The sequence below is a fragment of the Streptomyces sp. NPDC020490 genome, from assembly GCF_044335305.1.
In the GTDB taxonomy this organism is placed as follows: Bacteria; Actinomycetota; Actinomycetes; order Streptomycetales; family Streptomycetaceae; genus Streptomyces.
The window spans coordinates 536,596-556,290 of sequence record NZ_JBIRUY010000001.1 but is presented as its reverse complement, the minus strand read 5'-3'; the positions used below and the strand labels follow the sequence as shown (position 1 = coordinate 556,290).

The 19,695-nt window shown below is 72.8% G+C and carries 18 protein-coding genes; 6 read left to right on the top strand and 12 right to left on the bottom strand.

All coding sequences use genetic code 11. The features are described from left to right. Positions 1-6: 6 nt before the first annotated feature. Positions 7-1,296, bottom strand: coding sequence for an ROK family protein (locus tag ACH4ZX_RS02490; RefSeq protein WP_398266221.1), 1,290 nt, complete (start codon positions 1,294-1,296; stop codon positions 7-9). A 212-nt stretch (positions 1,297-1,508) separates the two neighbouring features. Between ACH4ZX_RS02490 and ACH4ZX_RS02485 the strand changes: the two genes are divergently transcribed. From ACH4ZX_RS02485 to ACH4ZX_RS02470, 4 genes are all read left to right on the top strand, one after another. After that, entirely contained in the window at positions 1,509-2,003 is a 495-nt protein-coding gene (locus tag ACH4ZX_RS02485) for an FBP domain-containing protein (protein WP_398266218.1), read from the top strand. A gap of 120 nt (positions 2,004-2,123) precedes the next feature. Next, positions 2,124-3,431 carry an aromatic acid exporter family protein gene (locus ACH4ZX_RS02480; protein WP_398266215.1) on the top strand — a complete coding sequence of 436 codons (1,308 nt, stop codon included), beginning with the start codon at positions 2,124-2,126 and terminating at the stop codon, positions 3,429-3,431. Positions 3,432-3,459: 28 nt separating this feature from the next. After that, positions 3,460-4,518, top strand: coding sequence for a hypothetical protein (locus ACH4ZX_RS02475; RefSeq protein WP_398266212.1), 1,059 nt, complete (start codon positions 3,460-3,462; stop codon positions 4,516-4,518). A 528-nt stretch (positions 4,519-5,046) separates the two neighbouring features. Further along, entirely contained in the window at positions 5,047-6,285 is a 1,239-nt protein-coding gene (locus ACH4ZX_RS02470; protein ID WP_398266209.1) for a lactonase family protein, read from the top strand. Positions 6,286-6,296: 11 nt separating this feature from the next. On the opposite strand, the gene ACH4ZX_RS02465 is transcribed toward ACH4ZX_RS02470, so the two are convergent. After that, entirely contained in the window at positions 6,297-6,905 is a 609-nt protein-coding gene (locus tag ACH4ZX_RS02465; RefSeq protein ID WP_398266206.1) for a TetR/AcrR family transcriptional regulator, read from the bottom strand. A 108-nt stretch (positions 6,906-7,013) separates the two neighbouring features. Here ACH4ZX_RS02465 and ACH4ZX_RS02460 point away from each other — a divergent pair, with 108 nt between their 5' ends. Beyond that, positions 7,014-8,585 (top strand): cytochrome P450, encoded by a 1,572-nt coding sequence (locus ACH4ZX_RS02460; RefSeq protein ID WP_398266203.1) that lies wholly within the window; start codon positions 7,014-7,016, stop codon positions 8,583-8,585. On the opposite strand, the gene ACH4ZX_RS02455 is transcribed toward ACH4ZX_RS02460, so the two are convergent. Beyond that, positions 8,547-9,377: a pentapeptide repeat-containing protein gene (locus ACH4ZX_RS02455; protein WP_398266200.1), complete on the bottom strand. Its 831-nt coding sequence runs from the start codon at positions 9,375-9,377 to the stop codon at positions 8,547-8,549. The two genes, ACH4ZX_RS02460 and ACH4ZX_RS02455, sit on opposite strands and share 39 nt — an antisense overlap. A gap of 169 nt (positions 9,378-9,546) precedes the next feature. Between ACH4ZX_RS02455 and ACH4ZX_RS02450 the strand changes: the two genes are divergently transcribed. Then, positions 9,547-9,759, top strand: coding sequence for a DUF5999 family protein (locus ACH4ZX_RS02450; RefSeq protein ID WP_398266197.1), 213 nt, complete (start codon positions 9,547-9,549; stop codon positions 9,757-9,759). Positions 9,760-9,813: 54 nt separating this feature from the next. On the opposite strand, the gene ACH4ZX_RS02445 is transcribed toward ACH4ZX_RS02450, so the two are convergent. From ACH4ZX_RS02445 to ACH4ZX_RS02405, 9 genes are all read right to left on the bottom strand, one after another. Beyond that, positions 9,814-10,557, bottom strand: a complete 744-nt coding sequence (locus tag ACH4ZX_RS02445) for a PIG-L deacetylase family protein (RefSeq protein ID WP_398266194.1) — start codon at positions 10,555-10,557, stop codon at positions 9,814-9,816. Between the two features lie 31 nt (positions 10,558-10,588). Beyond that, entirely contained in the window at positions 10,589-11,890 is a 1,302-nt protein-coding gene (locus tag ACH4ZX_RS02440) for an alpha/beta fold hydrolase (RefSeq protein WP_398266191.1), read from the bottom strand. Positions 11,891-11,991: 101 nt separating this feature from the next. Continuing rightward, positions 11,992-13,011 (bottom strand): LacI family DNA-binding transcriptional regulator, encoded by a 1,020-nt coding sequence (locus ACH4ZX_RS02435; RefSeq protein ID WP_398266188.1) that lies wholly within the window; start codon positions 13,009-13,011, stop codon positions 11,992-11,994. A gap of 79 nt (positions 13,012-13,090) precedes the next feature. Next, the gene (locus tag ACH4ZX_RS02430) at positions 13,091-14,503 is read right to left on the bottom strand and encodes a BNR repeat-containing protein (RefSeq protein WP_398266185.1); all 1,413 of its coding nucleotides are present in this window, start codon (positions 14,501-14,503) and stop codon (positions 13,091-13,093) included. Between the two features lie 135 nt (positions 14,504-14,638). Beyond that, on the bottom strand, positions 14,639-14,959 hold the full coding sequence (locus ACH4ZX_RS02425) for an L-rhamnose mutarotase (protein WP_360759219.1): 321 nt from the start codon (positions 14,957-14,959) through the stop codon (positions 14,639-14,641). Between the two features lie 17 nt (positions 14,960-14,976). After that, positions 14,977-16,056, bottom strand: a complete 1,080-nt coding sequence (gene rhaS / locus ACH4ZX_RS02420) for a rhamnose ABC transporter substrate-binding protein (RefSeq protein ID WP_398266181.1) — start codon at positions 16,054-16,056, stop codon at positions 14,977-14,979. Between the two features lie 32 nt (positions 16,057-16,088). Continuing rightward, positions 16,089-17,081: an ABC transporter permease gene (locus ACH4ZX_RS02415; RefSeq protein ID WP_360759215.1), complete on the bottom strand. Its 993-nt coding sequence runs from the start codon at positions 17,079-17,081 to the stop codon at positions 16,089-16,091. Further along, a complete protein-coding gene (locus tag ACH4ZX_RS02410; protein ID WP_398266177.1) occupies positions 17,074-18,114 on the bottom strand; it encodes an ABC transporter permease in 1,041 nt (346 codons plus the stop codon). The genes ACH4ZX_RS02415 and ACH4ZX_RS02410 overlap by 8 nt, the downstream gene beginning before the upstream one ends. After that, positions 18,111-19,628, bottom strand: coding sequence for a sugar ABC transporter ATP-binding protein (locus ACH4ZX_RS02405; protein ID WP_398266174.1), 1,518 nt, complete (start codon positions 19,626-19,628; stop codon positions 18,111-18,113). The genes ACH4ZX_RS02410 and ACH4ZX_RS02405 overlap by 4 nt, the downstream gene beginning before the upstream one ends. Positions 19,629-19,695: the final 67 nt, after the last annotated feature.

Below are 19,695 nucleotides of genomic sequence, written 5' to 3'. Positions count from 1 at the left end.
CACAGCTCACTGCGGCGCGCGCTCCCGCAGTGCCGTGTGCCAGGCGGGGGCCGGGCCCTCGGGGGCGGGCTCGGGGCGGCGGCCGCCGCGCGCGAAGAAGTCCGCGAGGGGCAGGATCGCGGCGCCCACGGTCACCGCGTCCGGCCCGAGCCGGCCGAGGTCGATGGTGACCTTCTCGGCCGGGTGGCGCAGCGCGTAGGAGGCCGCGTACCGGCGCACGGCGGGCAGGAAACGGGAGCCGAGCTGGAGGCCGGCCCAGCCGCCGATGAGGATGCGCTCGGGCTGGAAGAGGTTGATCAGGTCGGACAGGCCTGCTCCCAGGTACTCGGCGGTCTCCTCCAGGACCGCGAGGGCGACCGGGTCGGCCTCGGTGCCCTCGGACGGATAGGCGGCCGTCAGCATCGCGGTCAGCGCGGTCTCCTCGTCGGCGTCCCGCGGCGGACGTCCGCCCTCCTCGCGCCACCGGTCCAGCAGCGACTCGGCGCCCGCGTAGGCCTCCAGGCAGCCGAGCGCGCCGCAGCGGCAGCGGCGCCCCCTGACCCGTACGGTCAGATGCCCCCACTCCACCGCGCGGCCCTGTTCCACCTCGGGCGTGACCAGGCAGGCGCCGACGCCGGAGCCGAACAGCACGACGACGGCGTTGCGCGCGCCACGTCCGCCGCCGAACCACATCTCGGCCTGGCCGAGCGTCTGGGCGCCGTTGTCGATGAAGTACCGCACGCTGTCCGGGAGCGGGGAGCCGGCGCGCAGCAGGCTCTCCAGCGGGACGGCGTCCCAGCCGATGGTCTGCCCGTGCACGACGGCGCCGCGGTCGGCGGTGTGCTCGACGATGCCGGGGACGCCGATGCCGACGCCGAGGAGCCGCTCCGGGGCGATGCCGGCGGCGCCGAGCACCTCGGCGATGCCGTCGCGGATGTGGCCGACGATGACATCGACCTCGTAGCGCCGCTGGGTGAGGGGGCGCTCGGCCCGGGCGAGCTCGGTGAGGGTGAGGTCGAACAGCTCGATGCGCACGCGTGTCTCGCCGACGTCGACGCCGATCATGTGGCCGCTGCCCGGCGCGACGCGCAGCAGGGTGCGCGGGCGGCCGCCGTCGGAGTCGACGCTGCCGGCCTCCTCGACCAGGCCGTCGGCGACGAGGTCCGCGACCACGTTGCTGACCGAGCCGGAGCTGAGGCCGGTGGCCGGGCCCAGCTCGAAGCGGCTGAGGGGGCCGTCGAAGTAGAGCCGTTGCAGCACGGCTGTCCGGTTGGCCCGCCTGAGATCGCGCACCGTGCGCCCGTTCCGCCCCGCCATGTGGCTCCTTTCGAACCTTGCCCGAACCGCAACATACCCTTGGCCCGAGCCTGGCGCGATTTTCGTCCACCCCTTAGTTCACGCTGTGAATGAAGAGGCGTGCGGCACCCCGGAAATCCGGTGGCCTCCGCCTCCTCAGCCTGCCTACCCTTGGCGGGAACCTAGGACCCCTAGGTTTGCGTCGAGGCGCATCGAGACCAGGAGGCTTCCCCGTGCGATCACTCACCGAGCAGGAGATCCGCACCTCGTTCGTCAACTGCTCCAAGGGCGAGGCCAAGCGCGTGGCGGTCCCCCGCGACCTGGACCGACGCCCCTGGGACGACCTGGACTTCCTGGGCTGGCGGGATCCGGGCGCACCCGATCGCAGTTGTCTGGTCACCGAGCGCGAGGGCCGGCTCGTCGGCCTCACACTGCGTTACCCGCCCTCGCAGCGGGGTTTTCTGCACCGCAGCATGTGTTCGCTGTGCCTGACCACCCACCCGGGCGGCGGCGTCTCGCTGATGACGGCCCGGAAGACGGGCGCGGCGGGGCGCGAGGGCAACTCCGTCGGCGTGTACATGTGTACGGACCTCGCCTGCTCCCTCTACGTGCGGGGCAAGAAGGTCCCGGACAGCGGCGCCCGCTTCGAGGAGAGCCTCACCCTGGAGGAGCAGATCGCCCGCACCCGGGACAACCTGTCCGCCTTCCTCGACAAGCTCTACGCCTGACGGCCGTGCGGGGCGGGCCGCCCGCCACCGGTCCCGCAGCCGGGCCGCTGCGGCAGGTGCGCGTGACGAGGCGCGTGGAGGACTGATTCAAGCCATCCGTGGACGGGGAAGAGGCCAAGGATGGGTGAGGTACGTGAGCTGACGGCGGCCCTGGTGCGCTTCGCGAAGCGGCGCCGGGACCCCGCCGTCGTCCAGGCGCTGCGGTCGGCGGCCGCGGCGTCGATCGCATACGTCGTCGCGCTCCGTCTGAGCCCCGAGTCAGCCCCGCTGACCGCGCCGCTGACCGCGCTGCTGGTCGTCCAGGTCACGCTGTACGCCACGCTCACCAACGGCATCCGCCGGGTCAACGCGGTGGTCGCCGGGGTGCTCGTCGCCATCGCCTTCAGCCTGCTGGTGGGCCTGACCTGGTGGAGCCTCGCCCTGCTGATCGTGGCCTCGCTGGCCGTGGGGCACCTGGTGCGGGTCGACGAGTACGTACCCGAGGTGGCGATCAGCGCGATGCTGGTGCTCGGGGTGACGACCGTCGGTGACACGGCCTGGGCCAGGGTGGTGGAGACCCTGATCGGCGCGGTCGTCGGGCTCGGCTGCAATCTGCTGCTCGCACCGCCGGTGTGGGTGGACGAGGCGGGTGAGTCGATCGAGGGCCTGGCCCGGCGGGTGCGGCGGCTGATGCTCCGGATGGGCGAGGAGGCCGCGGGCCGCACACCCGTCGAACGGGCGACCGAGCGGCTGTACGAGGCACGCCGGCTGGACCACGACATCGCCGACGTGGACGCCGCCCTGCGGCAGGCCGAGGACAGTCTGCGGCTCAATCCGCGGGTGCGCGAGGGCGTGCTGCACCGGGTGGTGCTGCGGACCGGTCTGGACACGCTGGAGATCTGCACGGTGGTGCTGCGGGTGCTGGCGCGCACCTTCACCGACCTCGCCAAGGAGCGCGATCCCGATCCGCTGTTCTCACCCCGCACGGGAGCCGCGGTGCAGGAACTGCTGTCGGAGATCGCCGACGCGGTGGTCAGCTTCGCGGTGCTCGTCACCACCCACGTCAGCGCGAGCGCCGAGTCCGCGGAGGAACGGCTCACCGCCGAGCTGCGCCAAGCGGCGGCCACCCGCGACAAACTGGCCCAGCTGCTGCTGGAGGAGGTCCAGCGGGACGCAAGCCAGTGGCAACTGCACGGTGCCGTGCTGACCGAGGTCAACCGCATCCTGGACGAGATGGACACCGAGCACCGTTCGCGCAGGCTGCTGGAGGAGCTGGACCGTGCGGCCCGCGAGCAGCGCGCGCGCCTGCCGCGGCTCACCCGGGTGCGGGAAAGCCTGCGGATCGAGGAGCGGCTACGGTTCGGGAAGCGGCTACGGATCGGGGAACGGCTGCGGTTCAGGGAGCGGCTGCGCAGGAACCGCTCTGCCGCCGCGCGCCGTCCCAGGTGACGAGGTCATCGGAGACGAGGGGCGGCGCATGACGGACAGCGCGGTGCGGATCGACGGGAACACCCTGCGGCTGCCGGGCGGTGTGGCGGTGCGCTTCGTGCGCACGCTGCGCCTGCCGGAGACGGGCACCCATCCGCTGCCGCCCGGGCTGGGCGAGTTCCCGGTCCGGCGGGTGGCGGACTACGCGGACACGGTGCCCGAGCAGTGGCGTGCTCGGGGCGGTGTGATGCTCCCGGTGTATCTGCGCGAGGCGATGTGGCTGAGCTTCTCGGGCACGACGGAGCCGGCCGCGCTGCAGGTCGGCGTGGGCAAGGTGTGCGCGGTGTCGGGCAGGCCCTGGAGCGACCGGCTGGTGCGGGAGCCGCAGAACTATCTGGTGCTGCCCCGCCAACCGTGGCTGGACGGCATCAACTCCGGCAAGGGGACGGTCCGCCAGTTCGTGGCGGTGCCGCTGGGCATGGGCGCGACCGTCGAGGGCCAGGTGACCGGCGAGGAGGTGTGGGGCGGCGTGCAACTGCAGTCCTTCCCGCTGAAGGAGGGGAAGCTGGCCGAGTGGCGGGCGGAGCAGCGGCGGCGGGCCGAGCAGGCGCGGGCCATGATGCCGCCGTCGGCGTCGGGCGGCTTCGGCGCGGCGATGCCGATGGCCGCCCCGCCCGCCCCGGGCGCGATACCGGCGCCCGCGATGGCGGGTGCCCCGCGCGCCGCGGCGGCGATGGGGCTGGGCGTCGGCGGTTCGATGCGCCAGGAGGTCTACCGGGACGACCGGCCGCTGCGGGACTGGGCCGAGGAGCCCGCCGGGCGGGTGTTCGTGCATCTGGTCACGCCGCCGGAGTGGCGCCGCATCACCGGAGAGGCCCCGCCGCCGTCGCCGGTGGACCGCGCGGCGTACACCCGGGCGGGCCTGCCCTGGTTCGACTACTACGACCAGGACGCGGCGGACCTCGCCCCGACGGACACGCTGCAGGCGGTCAAGCCGGTGGGCGACTGGATCGGGGACGACCACGAGCCCTGGCAGGCCCCCTCCCCGCACCAGGTGCAGCCCCTCGGCGACGCGCCGGGCAAGCCGGTACAGGATGGCAACTGGTAACCCCCTGACGGACCTCGGGCCGAGCCACGCCGAGCGGCCACACGCCCCCACCTCGCAGCGAAGCCCACGGCCCGGCGTCGCCGGTCGGCCGCCCGCGCCGACGGCCGCGAACAGCCCCGCGCACGGCGCCCGCAGCCGCGAAACGGCGAGCTCGCAGCGGCACGCAGAGGACCGTTGCCTGCCCGCCGACACCTCACGCCGGAGCCCACGAACCGGCCCCGCGACAGGCCGCCCGAGCCAACCGCCGCAAGCAAGCCCGCGCACGGCGCCCGCAGCCGCGAAACGGCGAGCTCGCAGCGGCACGCAGAGGACCGTTGCCTGCCCGCCGACACCTCACGCCGGAGCCCACGAACCGGCCCCGCGACAGGCCGCCCGAGCCAACCGCCGCAAGCAAGCCCGGGCACGGCGCCCGCGGAGGCGACGCCGCGTGACCGTGGCGGCGTGCGGAGGGGTGTTGTTTGCGTGGGCCGGGTGGTTCGGGCGAAGGTGGCTGTCACGACCGGGGCGACCGATCACCTGAGGTGCACGATGGGCAGTGGGACACGAGCGGCGGGCGGCGGCTGGAGCAGGCGCCGTCTCGTCGGCGTTCTCGCCGGAGCGGCCGCGGCGACGGCACTGCCCGCACCCGCACCCGCACCCGCCGGGACCACCCCGTCCGCTTCGGGCGCGGCCGGGCCGCCGCCCGCCGACCGGCCCGCCGAGCGGCCCTCCGCGCGGCGGCCGTCGCGCGAGCCCTCCGGCCCCCGCCCGCTCTACCTCGGCACCTACACCTCCGTCGACGGCGGCGGCAAGGGCGTCGGCCTGGCGGTCTACGATCCCGCGACCGGCGCGATCACCGGTACCGGGACCCTCACCGGCGTCCCGGACCCGTCGTACCTCGCCGTGCACCCGGACGGCCGGACGCTGTACGCGGTCGACGAGCGTGCGGACGGCGCGGTGACCGCCGTACGCCTCGCCGACCGCAGGATCCTGGGCAGCCGGAGCACCGGCGGGGCCGGGCCCTGCCACCTCTGCGTGCATCCGAGCGGCCGCTGGCTGCTGAGCGCGAACTACGCCTCCGGCAGCGTCGCCGTGCATCCGGTCGGCGCCTCCGGCGCGCTCGGCGAGCGCACCGACCTGGTGACGCACTCCAGCCCGGCGCCCGGCCCCGGTCAGCGGGGGCCGCACGCCCACCAGGTGGTCACGAGCCCGGACGGCGGCCATGTGCTCGCCGTCGACCTGGGCACCGACACCGTCTACAGCTACCGTCTGGACCCGCGCACCGGCCGGCTCACGGAGGCCGCGCGGGCGCGGACCCGGCCCGGCGCCGGGCCGCGCCATCTGACCTTCCACCCCGGCGGCCGGTACGCCTACCTGGCCAACGAGGTCGACGACACGGTCACGGTCTGCGCCTACGACCGGGCAGGCGGCCGGCTGACGATCGGCGAGCCGCAGTCCACGGGGTCGGGCGCGGGCACCAACTACCCGGCGCAGATCCTGGTGACGTCCGACGGCGCGTACGCCTACCTCGCCAACCGCGGACACGACAGCATCGCGCGCTACGCGGTGGAGGCCGACGGCGCGCGGCTGCGCCTGCTGGGCACGGTGCCGGTGGCCGGCGAGTTCCCCCGGCAGATCGCCTTCTCGCCGGACGGGACGCTGCTGTTCGCGGCGAACCAGCGGTCCGGCACGGTCAGCGTCTTCCACATGGACGCCGGCACCGGCGAACTGCGCCTGGCCGGGCGGCCGTTCGCGTCACCCGTCGCCGTCTGCGCACTGCCCCTGTAGGCGCTCTCCGTTCAGGGCGCGATGACGCCCAGCAGCGCCCGCGCGCACAGGTCGCGGACCTGTTGCCGGGTCAGGTCCGAGCCGCGCAGCCACTCCAGGCAGACGGCCGTGGTGAACGCCAGCCAGCCCCGGACGGCGAGCGGCAGGTCGGGGCGGGCCTGCGCGATGGGCCCCAGCTCGGGGTCCTCCGCCAGCGCGGCGAGGATCTGCCGTTCCTGCGCGGCCAGTGACCGCTGGTAGACCCTGCGCACGGCCTGGTCCCCGGCCGCGTCCGCGCGGTGGAAGGCGCGGAACCCGTGGGCGTGCGCCTCGACGTACTCGAGGAAGGTGTCCAGGCCCGCCGCGAGCTGGTCACGTGCCGGAACCCCGGGGACGGCCGCGGTCATGCGCAGCATCCGCTCGCTCTCCCGCTCCACGACCGCCGCGAAGAAGTCCCGTTTGGTTGGGAAGTAGTGGTAGAGCAGCCCCCGCGAGACGCCGGCGATCTCGGCGACCTGCTCGATCCACACGTCGTCGTACGGGCTCTCCGAGAACAGCCGCGCCCCCACCGCCAGCAGCTGTTCCCGGCGTTCCTCGGTGGTGAGCCGGCGACGCGCGCGCTCGCCCTGGTTCGCGGCCATGTCCGCACCTTACTTGACGCCGGTTCAACAGCCGGACCAGACTGGGACACGCTATTGAACCCACGTACAACACGCTCGGCATGCCGCTGCAGCAAGGGAGATCGCGTCATGGCGGAGACGACGGCCGGGGCCGCGACAGGGACCGGGGCCGACCTCCCCCGGGGCTTTCGCAGCGCGGAGCAGGGCTGGCCCGAGCTGCACCGGATCCCGCGTCCGCCGTACCGGCTGCCGCTGCTGGGCGACGTGCTCGGCGCCAGCAAGAGCACGCCCCTGCAGAACGCCGTGCGGCGCGGTCGGCAGCTGGGGCCGGTCTTCCGGCTGGCGGCCTTCGGCCGGGAGTTCGTGTTCGTGTGGGGTGCCGGTCCCGTGGCCGACATGGCGGACGAGTCGCGGTTCGCCAAGCACGTCGGCCTGGGCGTCGCCAATCTGCGGCCGGTCGCCGGGGACGGGCTGTTCACGGCGTACAACCACGAGCCGAACTGGCAGCTGGCCCACGACGTCCTCGCGCCGGGCTTCAGCCGGGAGGCCATGGCGGCCTACCACCCGATGATGCTGGACGTGGCCGGCCGGCTCACCGACCACTGGGACCGCGAACTGGCGGCGGGCCGGGCGGTGGACGTGCCCGGCGACATGACCAAGCTGACGCTGGAGACCATCGCGCGCACCGGCTTCGGGCACGACTTCGGCTCCTTCGAGCGCTCCCGGCCGCATCCCTTCGTGACCGCGATGGTGGGCACGCTCAGCTACGCCCAGCGCCTGAACACCGTGCCCTCCCCGCGCCTGCTGCGGCGCGCGGCCCGGCGCAACGAGGCCGACATCGCCCTCCTCAACGACACCGTCGACGAACTCGTCCGGGCCCGCCGCGCGTCGAGCGGGGACGGGGACCTGCTGGACCGGATGCTGGAGACGGCCCATCCCGAGACCGGGGAGCGGCTGTCGGACCGGAACGTGCGCCGCCAGGTCATCACGTTCCTGGTGGCCGGCCACGAGACGACGTCGGGCGCGCTGTCCTTCGCCCTGCACTACCTCTCCCGCCATCCCGAGGTCGCGGCCCGCGCCCGCGCCGAGGTGGACGCCGTCTGGGGTGACACGGCGGTGCCCGGCTACGAGCAGGTGGCCAAGCTGCGGTACGTGCGCCGGGTGCTCGACGAGACGCTGCGGCTGTGGCCGACGGCGCCGGCGTTCGCCCGGGAGGCGCGGTGCGACACGGTGCTGGACGGCGTCCATCCGATGCGCCGTGGAGCGTGGGCGCTGATCCTCACGCCGATGCTGCACCGGGACCCGGCGGCCTGGGGCCCGGACGCCGAACGGTTCGACCCGGACCGCTTCGACCCGAAGGCCGTACGGTCCCGGCCCCCACATGTCTTCAAGCCGTTCGGCACGGGCGCGCGGGCGTGCATCGGCCGGCAGTTCGCGCTGCACGAGGCCACGCTGGTGCTTGGTCTGCTGCTGCGGCGCTACCTGCTCGTCCCCGACCCGGCCTACCGGCTGCGGGTGACCGAGCGGCTCACGCTGATGCCGGACGGGCTGCGGCTGCACCTGGAGCGGCGCGCGGCAGGCGCCCCGGTCCCGCAGGAGCAGCCGCAGGTGCCGCAGGAGCAGCCGCAGGAGCCGCAGGAGCCGGACGCGCAGGACCTGCCGTCAGCGCCGCGCTGTCCAGTGCGCGGGGCGGGCGACTGACTCCGGCAGCCGGGTGCCGGCGCCGCCGCGGGCCGCGTCGAGCTGCGGCTGGGTGAGGAAGAAGGCGCCGGTCAGGTCGGCGTCCGTGAGGTCGGTGTCGCGCAGGTCGGCGCCGATCAGGTCCGCGCCGCGCAGGTCGGCTCCGGTCAGGTCGGCGGCTATCAGGTAGGCGCCGCGCAGGTTCGCCCCACGCAGGTCGGCGCCCTTGAGGCGGGCGCCGATGAGGTCCGCGCCGCGGCGGTCCTTGCGACGGCCGCGGGTGCCGGCCCGCACCAGTTCGCTGGTCCTGAGCAGCAGCACGTCGACCTCCCGCCGGTGCGCGGCGACGTCCAGCTCCGCCAGCTCCTCCGGACCGCGGCGAGTGAGCCGCTCGGTGCCGTCGAGCATCCGGCGCAGCTCGTCGTGGACCGGGCGGGCGGCGGGCAGGGTGAGCGCCTCGGTGAGGTACCACAGCAGTTCGTGCAGCTGCCGGACGACCGGGAAGACCTCGAACATGCGCCGGGCGTGCTCGCGCGGCCCCGTGCGCCAGTCCTGCCCGGCGAAGGTGACCTGCGAGACCTTCTGCCCGGCGCCGAAGCAGTCGTAGACCGTGCAGCCGGTGAAGCCCTCCTGCCGCAGCCGGACGTGGATGCCGCAGCGGTGGTCCTCGCGCAGGTGCGAACAGGGGCGCCCGGCCTCCTTGTCGACCGCGAAGTCCGCGGAGGCGGCGAACGGCAGGGCGACGCAGCACAACCCGAAACAGCGCCCGCAGTCACCGCGCAGGCCGGACGGTTCCGGTGTTCGATCTCGCATGCCGCCCACCCTATCCAGCGGCGCGCCCGCCTCCGGCCACGGGGAACAGCGACCTCACCGACGGATCCGCGCCGTTCGGAGGGCCTCCTCATACGGCGGAAAACAAGCTTGGGTATCACAGGTACGAGCCCCCTTCCGGCGGGAGCCCGACGCATCGAGGAGACAGAGCATGTGCAGCCACCTGCCGACGTGCCCGACCGCGGACAGTCCCGGCCGCCACACCGCCGCGGTCGTCTCCGCCCACCCCGAACAGGGCTGGAGCCTGCTGTGCGACGGCACCGTGGTCTTCGACGACACCGGGGAGCTCCTCCCGGACGGACGGGTGGTGCAGCCACACCGGCCGGGCGGGCCGCACCGGCCGCCGGCCGCCGTGGCCGCCTGACCCGGGCCGGCCTGCCGACGACGGGCCGGTCCTGCCCTGCGGGCGCCGCGGCCGCTAGCGCGCGAACAGTTCGAACGCCACGGCCGGCCTGCCGCCGAACCTCTCCCCCGCCGCCGCGGCGTGCCCGGTCAGGAAGTCGCGGGCGTACGTCTCCGGGTCCTCGTCGGTCAGCGCCTCGATGTAGGTGCGGTGTTCGAGCAGCGACGCCACCGCCCGCTCCAGGCCGGGCGACGCCTCCACGGCGTGCGTGGGCGAGGTGGAAGCGGCGACGGCGACCCAGCGGACGCCGTTCCACGGCCGCAGGCCCTGCCGGGTGAGCTCGGGGAAGATCCACCGGTTGCCGGCGTCCGCGGCCGCGTCCAGGGTGGCGCGTCCGACGGCGACGTGGTCCGGGGTGTTCCAGGCGACGCCTCCCCAGGTGTCGCGGTGGTTGAGCGTGATCACCAGCTCGGGCCGGTGCCGGCGGATCGCGGCGGCGATGTCGCGGCGCAGCGCGAGCCCGTACTCGATCACACCGTCCCGGTGGCCGAGGAACTCCACCGACGACGCGCCGACCACCGCGGCGCTCGCGCGCTGTTCCCGCTCGCGCAGCGGGCCGCACGTCTCCGGGTCCAGCGAGTCGATGCCTGCCTCGCCGCGGGTCGCCAGCACGTAGGCGACCTCGCGGCCCTCGTCGGTCCAGGCGGCGATCGCGGCGGCACACCCGTACTCGAGGTCGTCGGGGTGGGCCACCACGGCGAGCGCGCGCCGCCAGTCGGTCGGCATGGGCTGCAGAGGCGTGTTCTCCGGCTCCGTCATGCCCGCAGAGTAGTCCTCGGCGCCGGTCGGCTCACACCTCGTCACGGGCGAGCGCGAGCAGGCGGTCCAGCACCCGCGGGCCCCCGGCCCGCACGCCGTCGTGCTCGAACTCGTCCGTCACCCAGGTGCGCAGGCCCCGGACGGCACGGGCGGTGCGCAGCGAGTGGGCCGTGTCGACGTACATGTCGTCGTGGTAGACGGCCGCCGCGACCGGGACGTCGTTGACGGCGAGGCGGGCGGGGTCGTACAGGGGGCGCCAGTCGGTGCGGGCGGCGAGGAGGTCGGCGGTCTCGCGCAGCGGGCGCAGCGCCGGGTCGCAGTCGAACGTCCAGGGGTGGACCGACTCACCGGTGAACAGCAGCGGATCGTCGCCGGAGAGGGCCTTGGCCGCGTCGAACTGCGGGAACTCCGCCCGCACCCGCTCGGCGGACCAGGCGGTGGGGCGGTCGTCCTGGCCGTAGATCGCCTCGTGGACGAGGGCGTACAGCGGGTGGCCCGCGTACGACAGCAGGCCCTGGGCCTCTTCCTGGAAGGCGTCGGACAGCGCGGTGCCGCTCGGGGTGCGGACGAAGGCGTCCTCCAGGAGGTAGTGCAGGCGGTGGCTGCCCTCGCCGCCGCCGAGAAGGATGCCGAGGGACTGGAACGCCTCGACGGTGAGCCGGTAGCCGTTCGGCAGGGTCACCTCGTGGGTGAGGAGGTGGTCGGCGATGCGGCGGGCGCGTTCGACGTCCTGCGGATAGCGGGCGTAGTGGGCGGTGACCTTGCGTTCGATGCGGGGGTAGGCGGCGCGGTAGACGTCGTCGGCGTGCGCGTCGAGGGACGGCAGGCCGCCCGTGATCAGGGCGGCGGTCAGGCCCTCGGGCGCGTGGGAGAGGTAGCTGACCGTGCAGAATCCGCCGAAGCTCTGGCCGAGGACGGTCCAGGGGGCCCCGCCGGTGACCTCGGCGCGGATCGCCTCGCAGTCGCGGACGATCGCGTCGGCGCGGAAGCGGGCGAGGTAGTCGGCCTGCGCGGCGGGCCCGCCGCGCAGCGGGAGCGTCTGGCGGTTGGCGGGCGTGGAGTGGCCGGTGCCGCGCTGGTCGAGCAGCAGCACCCGGTACTCCTTCAGCGCGCGCCCGAGCCAGGCCTGCTTCCCGACGAAACGATTCGCCCCGAAGCCCGGACCGCCTTGCAGGTAGACCAGCCAGGGCAGTTCCCGGTGCGCCTGGTCGCTCGCGACGACCTCGCGGGCGTAGAGCTCGATCGTCTCTCCCGCCGGGTCGTCGTGGTCGAGGGGCACGGTGAAGCGGCGGTCGGTCAGGACGACGCCGGGCTGGCGGTAGGTGACGGTCAACGGGTCTCCCGGGACGGACGGATGGCGGGCCGTGTCCCAGTCCAGCACACGCCCGTCCGGCCACCGCCACCCGGGATCATGACATCGTGGCGAGCACCCGTTCAGCGGGCGGACAGGCTGGAGCGCCTGACGACCAGCTCCGGCTGGAGCACGACGCGCCGGTGCTCGTGCCGTTTGCCGTCCGCCTCGGTCTCCTCCAGCAGCAGTTCCGCGGCCATGGCGCCCATGGTCACGGCGGGCTGCCGCACGGAGGTGAGCGGGACGGCCGCGGCGGCGGCGAACTCGATGTCGTCGTAGCCGACGATGGCGAGGTCGTCGGGGACGGTCACGCCGGCCGCGTACATGGCCTGCAGGACGCCGAGGGCGAGCAGGTCGTTGGCGCAGAACACGGCGGTCGGGCGGTCGGCGAGGCCGAGCAGGCGGGCGCCGGCGTCGCGGCCGGCGGCGACGTCGAGGCGTTCGGTGGGCAGTTCGCGCAGGCACTCGGGGCCGAGGCCGGCCTCGGCCAGGGCGCCCAGGGCGCCGGTGCGGCGGTCGCGCACCTGGTTGAGGCCGGGCGGGCCGCTGACGTACGCGATGGAGCGGTGCCCGGCATCGATGAGATGGCGTACGGCCAGCGCGCCGCCGGCCACGTCGTCGACGCTGACCGAGCACTCGGTGGCGCCCTCGGCGACCCGGTCGACGAGCACGAAGGGGATGTTGTGCCGCCGGAAGGTCTCGATGTTCCGGCCGGTGGCGTCGGCGGGCGTCAGCAGCACGCCGCGCACCCGCTGTTCGGCGAAGAGGGAGAGGTACTCCGCCTCCTCGCTGGGGCTCTGGGCGCTGTTGCAGACCATGACGCCGAGCCCGGCCTCGCGGGCGGCGCGCTCGGCTCCGCGCGCCACGTCGACGAAGAACGGGTTGCCCATGTCCAGGACGAGCAGTCCCATGATCCGGCTGCGGCCCGCGCGCAGCTGCCGTGCGGACTCGCTGCGGACGTAGCCGAGCCGGTCTATCGCGGACAGGACGCGCGCCCGGGTCTCGGCGGCGACCGTGTCCGGACGGTTGATGACGTTCGAGACCGTGCCGACGGAGACTCCGGCGGCGCGGGCGACGTCCTTGATACCCACCGACTGGGCCATCAGGCAGGGACCTCCTCAGAAGCGTGGGAGGGCGGGAAGGCCCTCACACTACCGTCAACGCCGCGCACGTCGGCCCCGGTCACGCGGGCAGGGCGAAGTCGACGACGTGGAGCGCCGAGGGCGTGCTGCCGCTCGACTTCTCCTGGTACATGAACGACAGGACGTCGTCCTGCCTCACCCGCGTCTCGTCGACGACGACCTCGCCGAAGGCGTTCAGCCCGGCGCCGTCGTACAGCAGCGCCCAGTCGGTGTACCCGGAGGACTTCGACGCGCCCGCGATCCGGCCGTGGGGGAGGACCGCGTAGGCGTTGTCGTACCTGTCCAGGACCAGCTTGGTGCGCTGGCTGGAGTTCAGCGGGACCGGGATCTCGGTCTTCTGCCAGCCGCCGGCGGCGTTCTTGCGGAGGTGGAACGCGCGGCCGTGGGCGGTGCGGTCGGCGACGTAGTAGGTGGTGCACTGGCCGAAGCGGCCGGGGACGTAGCTGATGATCGCGTGCGGGAGCCCGGCGGAGTCGGTCGTCTGGCTCTCCTGGTTCATCAGGGAGTGGTCGGGGTTGAGGGCGTCGACGACCAGTCCGCCGTCGGTGACGGAGACGGTGTCGGAGGTGCCGGTGGTGGCGACGAGCGCCCCGGCGTCGTTGCGCCAGGTGCGGCCGCGGTCGGTGGAGTACACGTAGCCGGTGTCGTGGTTGGTGATGCCGCCGCCGCTGCACATCACGGCGGCGTTCTGCTCGCGCCAGGTGAAGAAGGCGTGCAGGCGGCCGGCCGTGTCGTAGTCGATGCCGTGCAGGTACATGTTGCGGGCGGTGCTGGAGCCGTGCGCGCTGGTGTAGGTGCCGGTGGAGGCGCTCCACTCCCCCAGCGCGGTCCAGCGTGAACCGTCGTACTCGGCGAGGGCGTTGCGGCCGTTGCCGGAGACGCCCGCGCGGTAGCTGAGCTGCAGCCGGCCCTCGGGCGTGGCGATGAACTGCGGGTAGGTGAACTGGGAGGTGAGCGCCAGACCGTCCAGCGTGGTCTGCACGGCGCCGAAGGCGGACACGGTCCAGGCGGTGGTCGCGGGACTGTCGAGCAGGCCGGCCGCCGACTTCACGTAGAAGAAGCCGTCGCTGTGCGAGTCCATGTTCAGGTGCAGCCGGCCGTCGGCCCGGGAGACGCCCATGGAGATGACGTTGTGGGAGTCGTCGCTCTTGAGCCGGTGCGGCAGCGTGACGGTCGACCAGGTCGTGCCGCCCACCGCGCGGCGCGCGACGACGGCGTCGCGGCCGGCGGTGTACCAGGCGGCGTACTGGTGGCCCTGGTAGGTCAACAGGCCGTTCTTCTGGAACGAGTTGTTGTTGACCAGCCCGTCGTAGGAGACGAAGTAGACGGCCGTGGCGTCGAGCAGGGTGGTGCCCTTCTTGGTCACCGAGGGGCCCGGGGATGCGGCCCGTGCGATGCCCGGTGCGGTCATCGCGGCCAGGACGGCGGACGCGAGCACGGTACGTCTTCTCATGACTGCGGCTCCTGAGAGGGGGGTCAGGACTTCGGAGCAGGACTTTCGAGCGGGATTTCCGAGCGGGATTTCCGAGCGGGACTTTCGACTTGGGAACGGGAGTTACGAGGAGAACTTTCGAGCGGGACTTTCGGATCAGGCGAGGTGGAAGACCTCGGTGAGGGGTTTCATCGCCTCGTCGGGCCTGGCGCCGTCCAGCGATTCGAAGAACGGCGCCATCTCCGCCTGCCAGCGGGCGTTGACGTCGGTGGCCTCCATGCCGGCCTGGGCGGCGGCGAAGTCCTCGGTCTCCAGGTAGCCGACGAGCAGGCCGTCCTCACGCAGGAAGAGCGAGTAGTTGTGCCAGCCGGTCCGGCTGAGAGCGTCGAGCATCTCCGGCCACACGGCGGCGTGCCGCTCGCGGTACTCGTCGAGGCGGTCCGCCCGGACCTTCAGCAGGAAGCACACGCGCTGCATCAACACCCCTTGTAATGTCAGAAGTCGAACTGGTCGATGTTCTTGGCGTCGAACACGGTCGGCTTGCCGAGGTTGATCACGCCGTCCTTGCCGATGGTGTACTCGGTGGAGCCGGCCTTGAACGTCTCACCCTCCTTGCCGGTGATCTGGCCGGAGACCAGCGCGACCGCGGTGCGGGCGGCGAGGTCGCCGAGCTTCGCCGGGTCCCACAGCTCGAAGGCGTCGACGGTGCCGTTCTTGACGTACTTGCGCATGTCGTTGGGGGTGCCGAGGCCGGTCAGCTTGACCTTGCCCTTGTACTTGGAGCCGGACAGGTACTGGGCGGCGGCCTTGATGCCGACGGTGGTCGGGGAGATGATCCCCTTCAGGTTCGGGTACTGCTGGAGCAGGCCCTGGGTCTGCTGGAAGGACTGCTGGGCGTCGTCGTTGCCGTAGGCGATCTTGACGAGCTTGATGTTCTTGTACTTGGGGTCCTTCAGCTCGTCCTTCATGTAGCCGATCCAGGTGTTCTGGTTCGTCGCCGTCTGCGCGGCGGAGAGGATCGCTATCTCGCCCTTGTAGCCGATCTGCTCGGCGAGCAGCTGCACCTCGGTACGGCCCAGGTCCTCGGCGGACGCCTGCGACACGAAGGCGTTGCGGCAGTCGGGCTTGGTGTCGGAGTCGTAGGTGACGACCTTGATGCCGTTGCTCATGGCCTGCTTCAGGGCGGTGCACAGGGCGCCCGGGTCCTGCGCGGAGACGGCCATCGCGTTCACCTGCTGCTGGGTGAGCGTGTTGACGTAGCTGACCTGGCCGCTGGTGTCGGTGGCGCTGGCCGGGCCGACCTCCTTGTACTTCTCGCCCAGTTCCGTCAGTGCCTTCTCGCCGCCCTTGTCGGCGGAGGTGAAGTACGGGTTGTTGACCTGCTTGGGCAGGAAGCCGACGGTCAGGCCCTTCTTGAGGGCGGCGTTCGGGTTCGCCTTGCCGGCGCTGGCGGCGGAACCGGTGTCGTCCTTGACGTCGTTCTTGGTGGTGCCGCCGCAGGCGGTGGCGGCCAGGGCGAGGGAGGTGACGGCGGCGAGGGCCGCACAGGTACGGCGGATCGACGACTTGCGCATGGATGAGGTTCCTTTACGAGGGTGAGCGGGGGTTACGACGTCGTGGTCGAGGCGGCGGCTCTGCGGCCCGCCCTCGCGACGGAGATCTGGCGCGCGACCCGGGGACCGAGCACCGAGACGACGAGCAGCACGCCGGTGACGACGGTCTGCGACTGGGCGGAGACGTTGGACAGGCTCATCACGTTCTGCAGTGAGCCGAGCAGGAAGACTCCCGCGATGGCGCCGCCGAGCGTTCCCTTGCCGCCGTCGAAGTCGATCCCGCCGAGCAGGACGGCGGCGACGACGGACAGTTCGAGCCCGGTGGCGTTGTCGTAGCGGGCGCTGGCGTAGTGCAGCGCCCAGAAGATGCCGGTGAGGGAGGCCATCAGGCCGGTCACCGTGAACAGGATCAGCTTCTGCCGCCGGACGCGGATGCCGGCGAAGCGCGCGGCCTCCTCGCTGGCGCCGATGGCGAACAGCGACCGGCCGAACGGCGTGGCGTGCAGGGCGATCACGGCGATCACCAGCAGCACCAGGAAGGGCAGGAGCGCCTGCGGGACGAAGGTGTCGCCGATGCGTCCGGCCGCGAAGTCGAGGTACTGGGTGGGGAAGTCGGTCACCGCGTTCGAGCCGAGGATGATCTGCGCGATGCCCCGGTAGGCGGCGAGCGTGCCGATGGTGACGGCGAGCGAGGGCAGGCCCAGGCGGGTCACCAGCAGGCCGTTGACCAGACCGCACACCACGCCGAGCAGCAGGCACAGCGGGATGATCGTCTCGATGGACATGCCCTCGTTCCACAGCTTGCCCATCACCGCGCCCGACAGGCCGGCCGTGGAGGCGACGGACAGGTCGATCTCGCCGGCGACGACGAGCAGCGTCATCGGCAGCGCGATCAGCGCGATCGGCAGGGTGTTGCCGATCAGGAAGGACAGGTTGAGGGCGTTGCCGAAGCCGTCGACGAAGCCGAAGGACAGCAGCAGCAGGACGATCAGGAGCGCGCCGACGACCGTGTCCCAGCGGACCGCGCGCGTCAGGGAGTCAGGCATGGCGGGCGTTCCTCTTCTTCAGGGCGGTGGCCACGCGCAGCGCGACGATCCGGTCGACCGCGATGGCGAGGATGAGCAGGATGCCGTTGATGGCGAGCACCCAGACGGAGCTGACGCCGAGGGCGGGCAGCACGCTGTTGATCGAGGTCAGCAGCAGGGCGCCGAGCGCCGCGCCGTAGACGCTGCCGGAGCCGCCGGTGAAGACGACGCCGCCGACCACCACCGCGCTGACGACGGTGAGTTCGTAGCCGCTGCCGGTCCCGGAGTCGACGTTGCCGAAGCGGGCCAGGTACATGGCGCCGGCGAGGCCGGCGAGGCCGCCGCAGAAGGTGTAGGCGGCCAGGATCCGCTTGCGGACGGGGATGCCGGCCAGGCGGGCGGCCTCCGGGTTGGAGCCGAGCGCGTACAGCTCGCGGCCGCTGCCGAAGTGCTTGAGGTAGTACGCCGTGGCCACCAGCACCGCCAGCGCGATCATGGCCAGCCAGGGCACCGCGGAGATGCCGCCGGAGCCGAAGTCCACGAAGGAGCCGGGCAGGTCGGCCGCGGTGATCTGGCGGGAGCCGACCCAGATGGAGTCGACGCCGCGGATGATGTAGAGCGTGCCGAGGGTGACGACGAGCGCGGGCACCTGGCCGAGGCTGACGAGCAGGCCGTTGAGCAGTCCGCAGGCGACGCCGAGCAGCGCGGCCAGCACGACCGCCACCACGGGGTTGCCGCCGCCGTGCAGGTAGTCGCCGGCGGCGAAGGCGGTGACGCCGAGGGTGGAGCCGACCGACAGGTCGACGTTGCGGGTGATGACGACCAGGGACTGGCCGGTGGCGACGAGGACCAGGATGGTCGCGTTCAGCAGGAGGTCCTTGATGCCCTGCTCGGACAGGAACTCGCTGTTGCCCGTCTGGGTGACGGCGATCATCGCCAGGAAGACGACCAGGATGGCCAGTTCGCGCATCTTGAACACGCGGTCGACCAGCCGGGTGCCGCTGGACCTGGGCACGTCGGCGACGGGGGCTTCGTTGGGAGTGACGACCGTCACGCGGCTGCCCTCCCGGTGGCTGCGGCCATCACGGTTTCCTCGGTGGCTTCGGCGCGCGGGATCTCTGCGGTCAGCCGGCCCTCGTGCATCACCAGCACGCGGTCGGCCATGCCGAGGATCTCGGGCAGGTCGGAGGAGATCATCAGTACGGCGACACCGTCGGCGGCCAGCTGCGACAGCAGCCGGTGCACCTCTGCCTTGGTGCCGACGTCGATGCCGCGGGTCGGCTCGTCGACGATCAGCACCTTGGGGCCGGTGGCGAGCCACTTGGCGAGGACGACCTTCTGCTGGTTGCCGCCCGACAGGGTGGAGACGGCGTCGGCGATCCGGGCGTACTTGACCTGGAGCCTGACAGCCCAGTCCAGGGAGCGGCTGCGCTCGGCGCGGCGGTCCACCAGGCCCGCCCGGACGGTGGTGCGCAGTCCAGTGAGGCCGATGTTGCGCTCGATGGACATGTCCATCACCAGGCCCTGCGCGCGCCGGTCCTCGGGCACCAGGGCGAGCCCGGCCGCCATCGCGGTGGACGGGGCGCCGTTGGTCAGCGCCCTGCCGTCCACCTCGACATCGCCGGCGTCCCAGCGGTCGACTCCGAAGACGGCTCGTGCCACCTCGGTGCGGCCGGCGCCGACGAGTCCCGCGAGACCGACGATCTCACCGCGCCGCACCTCGAAGGAGACGTCGGTGAACACGCCCTCGCGGGTCAGCCGGCGGACGCTCAGGGCGACCGCGCCGGGCTCGATGTCCTGCTTGGGGTAGAGCTCGTCGAGGTCCCGGCCCACCATGCGGCGGACGAGGTCGTCCTCGGTCATGCCGGCCACGGGCTCGCTGGCGATCCAGGCGCCGTCGCGCAGGGTGGTCACCCGCTGGCAGATCTCGAAGATCTCCTCCAGCCGGTGCGAGATGAACAGGACGGCGGCGCCCTGCTCGCGCAGGGTGCGCACGACGCCGAACAGGCGGGCCACCTCGCTGCCGGTGAGGGCGGCGGTCGGCTCGTCCATGATCAGGACGCGGGCGTCGAAGGAGAGGGCCTTGGCGATCTCGACGATCTGCTGGTCGGCGATCGACAGGCCGCGGGCGGGGCGGTCGGGGTCGAGTTCGACGCCGAGACGCTGCATCAGGGCCAGGGTCGCGTTGTGCGTGGCCTTGTGGTCGATGCGGCCGAGCGCGCGCCGGGGCTGGCGGCCCATGAAGATGTTCTCGGCGATCGACAGGTCGGGGAAGAGCGTGGGCTCCTGGTAGATCACGGCGATGCCGGCGTCGCGGGCGTCGCCGGGACCGTTGAAGACGACGGGCTCACCGTCGAGCAGCACCCGGCCGGCGTCCGGCCGGTGCACCCCGGCGAGCGTCTTGATGAGGGTCGACTTGCCCGCGCCGTTCTCGCCCGCGAGGGCGTGCACTTCACCGGGGAACAGCTCCAGGGAGACGTCCCGCAGGGCACGTACCGCGCCGAAGGACTTCGAGACGTCCTCGAGCGCCAGCACAGGGGCCGGACCCGTGTCGGACGGGTGGGTCATGAGGGGCTCCTCGACGACGCCGACGAGAGCTTCACGGCGTCGTGAAAGGTTTCAACTGGGTTGCCGG

What these genes read in the sequence shown, in the direction of transcription:
- ACH4ZX_RS02490 (WP_398266221.1), bottom strand. Translation starts at nt 1,296, where the DNA reads ATGGCGGGGCGGAACGGGCGCACGGTGCGCGATCTCAGGCGGGCCAAC.
- ACH4ZX_RS02480 (WP_398266215.1), top strand. Translation starts at nt 2,124, where the DNA reads ATGGGTGAGGTACGTGAGCTGACGGCGGCCCTGGTGCGCTTCGCGAAG.
- ACH4ZX_RS02475 (WP_398266212.1), top strand. Translation starts at nt 3,460, where the DNA reads ATGACGGACAGCGCGGTGCGGATCGACGGGAACACCCTGCGGCTGCCG.
- ACH4ZX_RS02470 (WP_398266209.1), top strand. Translation starts at nt 5,047, where the DNA reads ATGGGCAGTGGGACACGAGCGGCGGGCGGCGGCTGGAGCAGGCGCCGT.
- ACH4ZX_RS02465 (WP_398266206.1), bottom strand. Translation starts at nt 6,905, where the DNA reads ATGGCCGCGAACCAGGGCGAGCGCGCGCGTCGCCGGCTCACCACCGAG.
- ACH4ZX_RS02460 (WP_398266203.1), top strand. Translation starts at nt 7,014, where the DNA reads ATGGCGGAGACGACGGCCGGGGCCGCGACAGGGACCGGGGCCGACCTC.
- ACH4ZX_RS02455 (WP_398266200.1), bottom strand. Translation starts at nt 9,377, where the DNA reads ATGCGAGATCGAACACCGGAACCGTCCGGCCTGCGCGGTGACTGCGGG.
- ACH4ZX_RS02450 (WP_398266197.1), top strand. Translation starts at nt 9,547, where the DNA reads ATGTGCAGCCACCTGCCGACGTGCCCGACCGCGGACAGTCCCGGCCGC.
- ACH4ZX_RS02445 (WP_398266194.1), bottom strand. Translation starts at nt 10,557, where the DNA reads ATGACGGAGCCGGAGAACACGCCTCTGCAGCCCATGCCGACCGACTGG.
- ACH4ZX_RS02435 (WP_398266188.1), bottom strand. Translation starts at nt 13,011, where the DNA reads ATGGCCCAGTCGGTGGGTATCAAGGACGTCGCCCGCGCCGCCGGAGTC.
- ACH4ZX_RS02430 (WP_398266185.1), bottom strand. Translation starts at nt 14,503, where the DNA reads ATGAGAAGACGTACCGTGCTCGCGTCCGCCGTCCTGGCCGCGATGACC.
- ACH4ZX_RS02425 (WP_360759219.1), bottom strand. Translation starts at nt 14,959, where the DNA reads ATGCAGCGCGTGTGCTTCCTGCTGAAGGTCCGGGCGGACCGCCTCGAC.
- rhaS (WP_398266181.1), bottom strand. Translation starts at nt 16,056, where the DNA reads ATGCGCAAGTCGTCGATCCGCCGTACCTGTGCGGCCCTCGCCGCCGTC.
- ACH4ZX_RS02415 (WP_360759215.1), bottom strand. Translation starts at nt 17,081, where the DNA reads ATGCCTGACTCCCTGACGCGCGCGGTCCGCTGGGACACGGTCGTCGGC.
- ACH4ZX_RS02405 (WP_398266174.1), bottom strand. Translation starts at nt 19,628, where the DNA reads ATGACCCACCCGTCCGACACGGGTCCGGCCCCTGTGCTGGCGCTCGAG.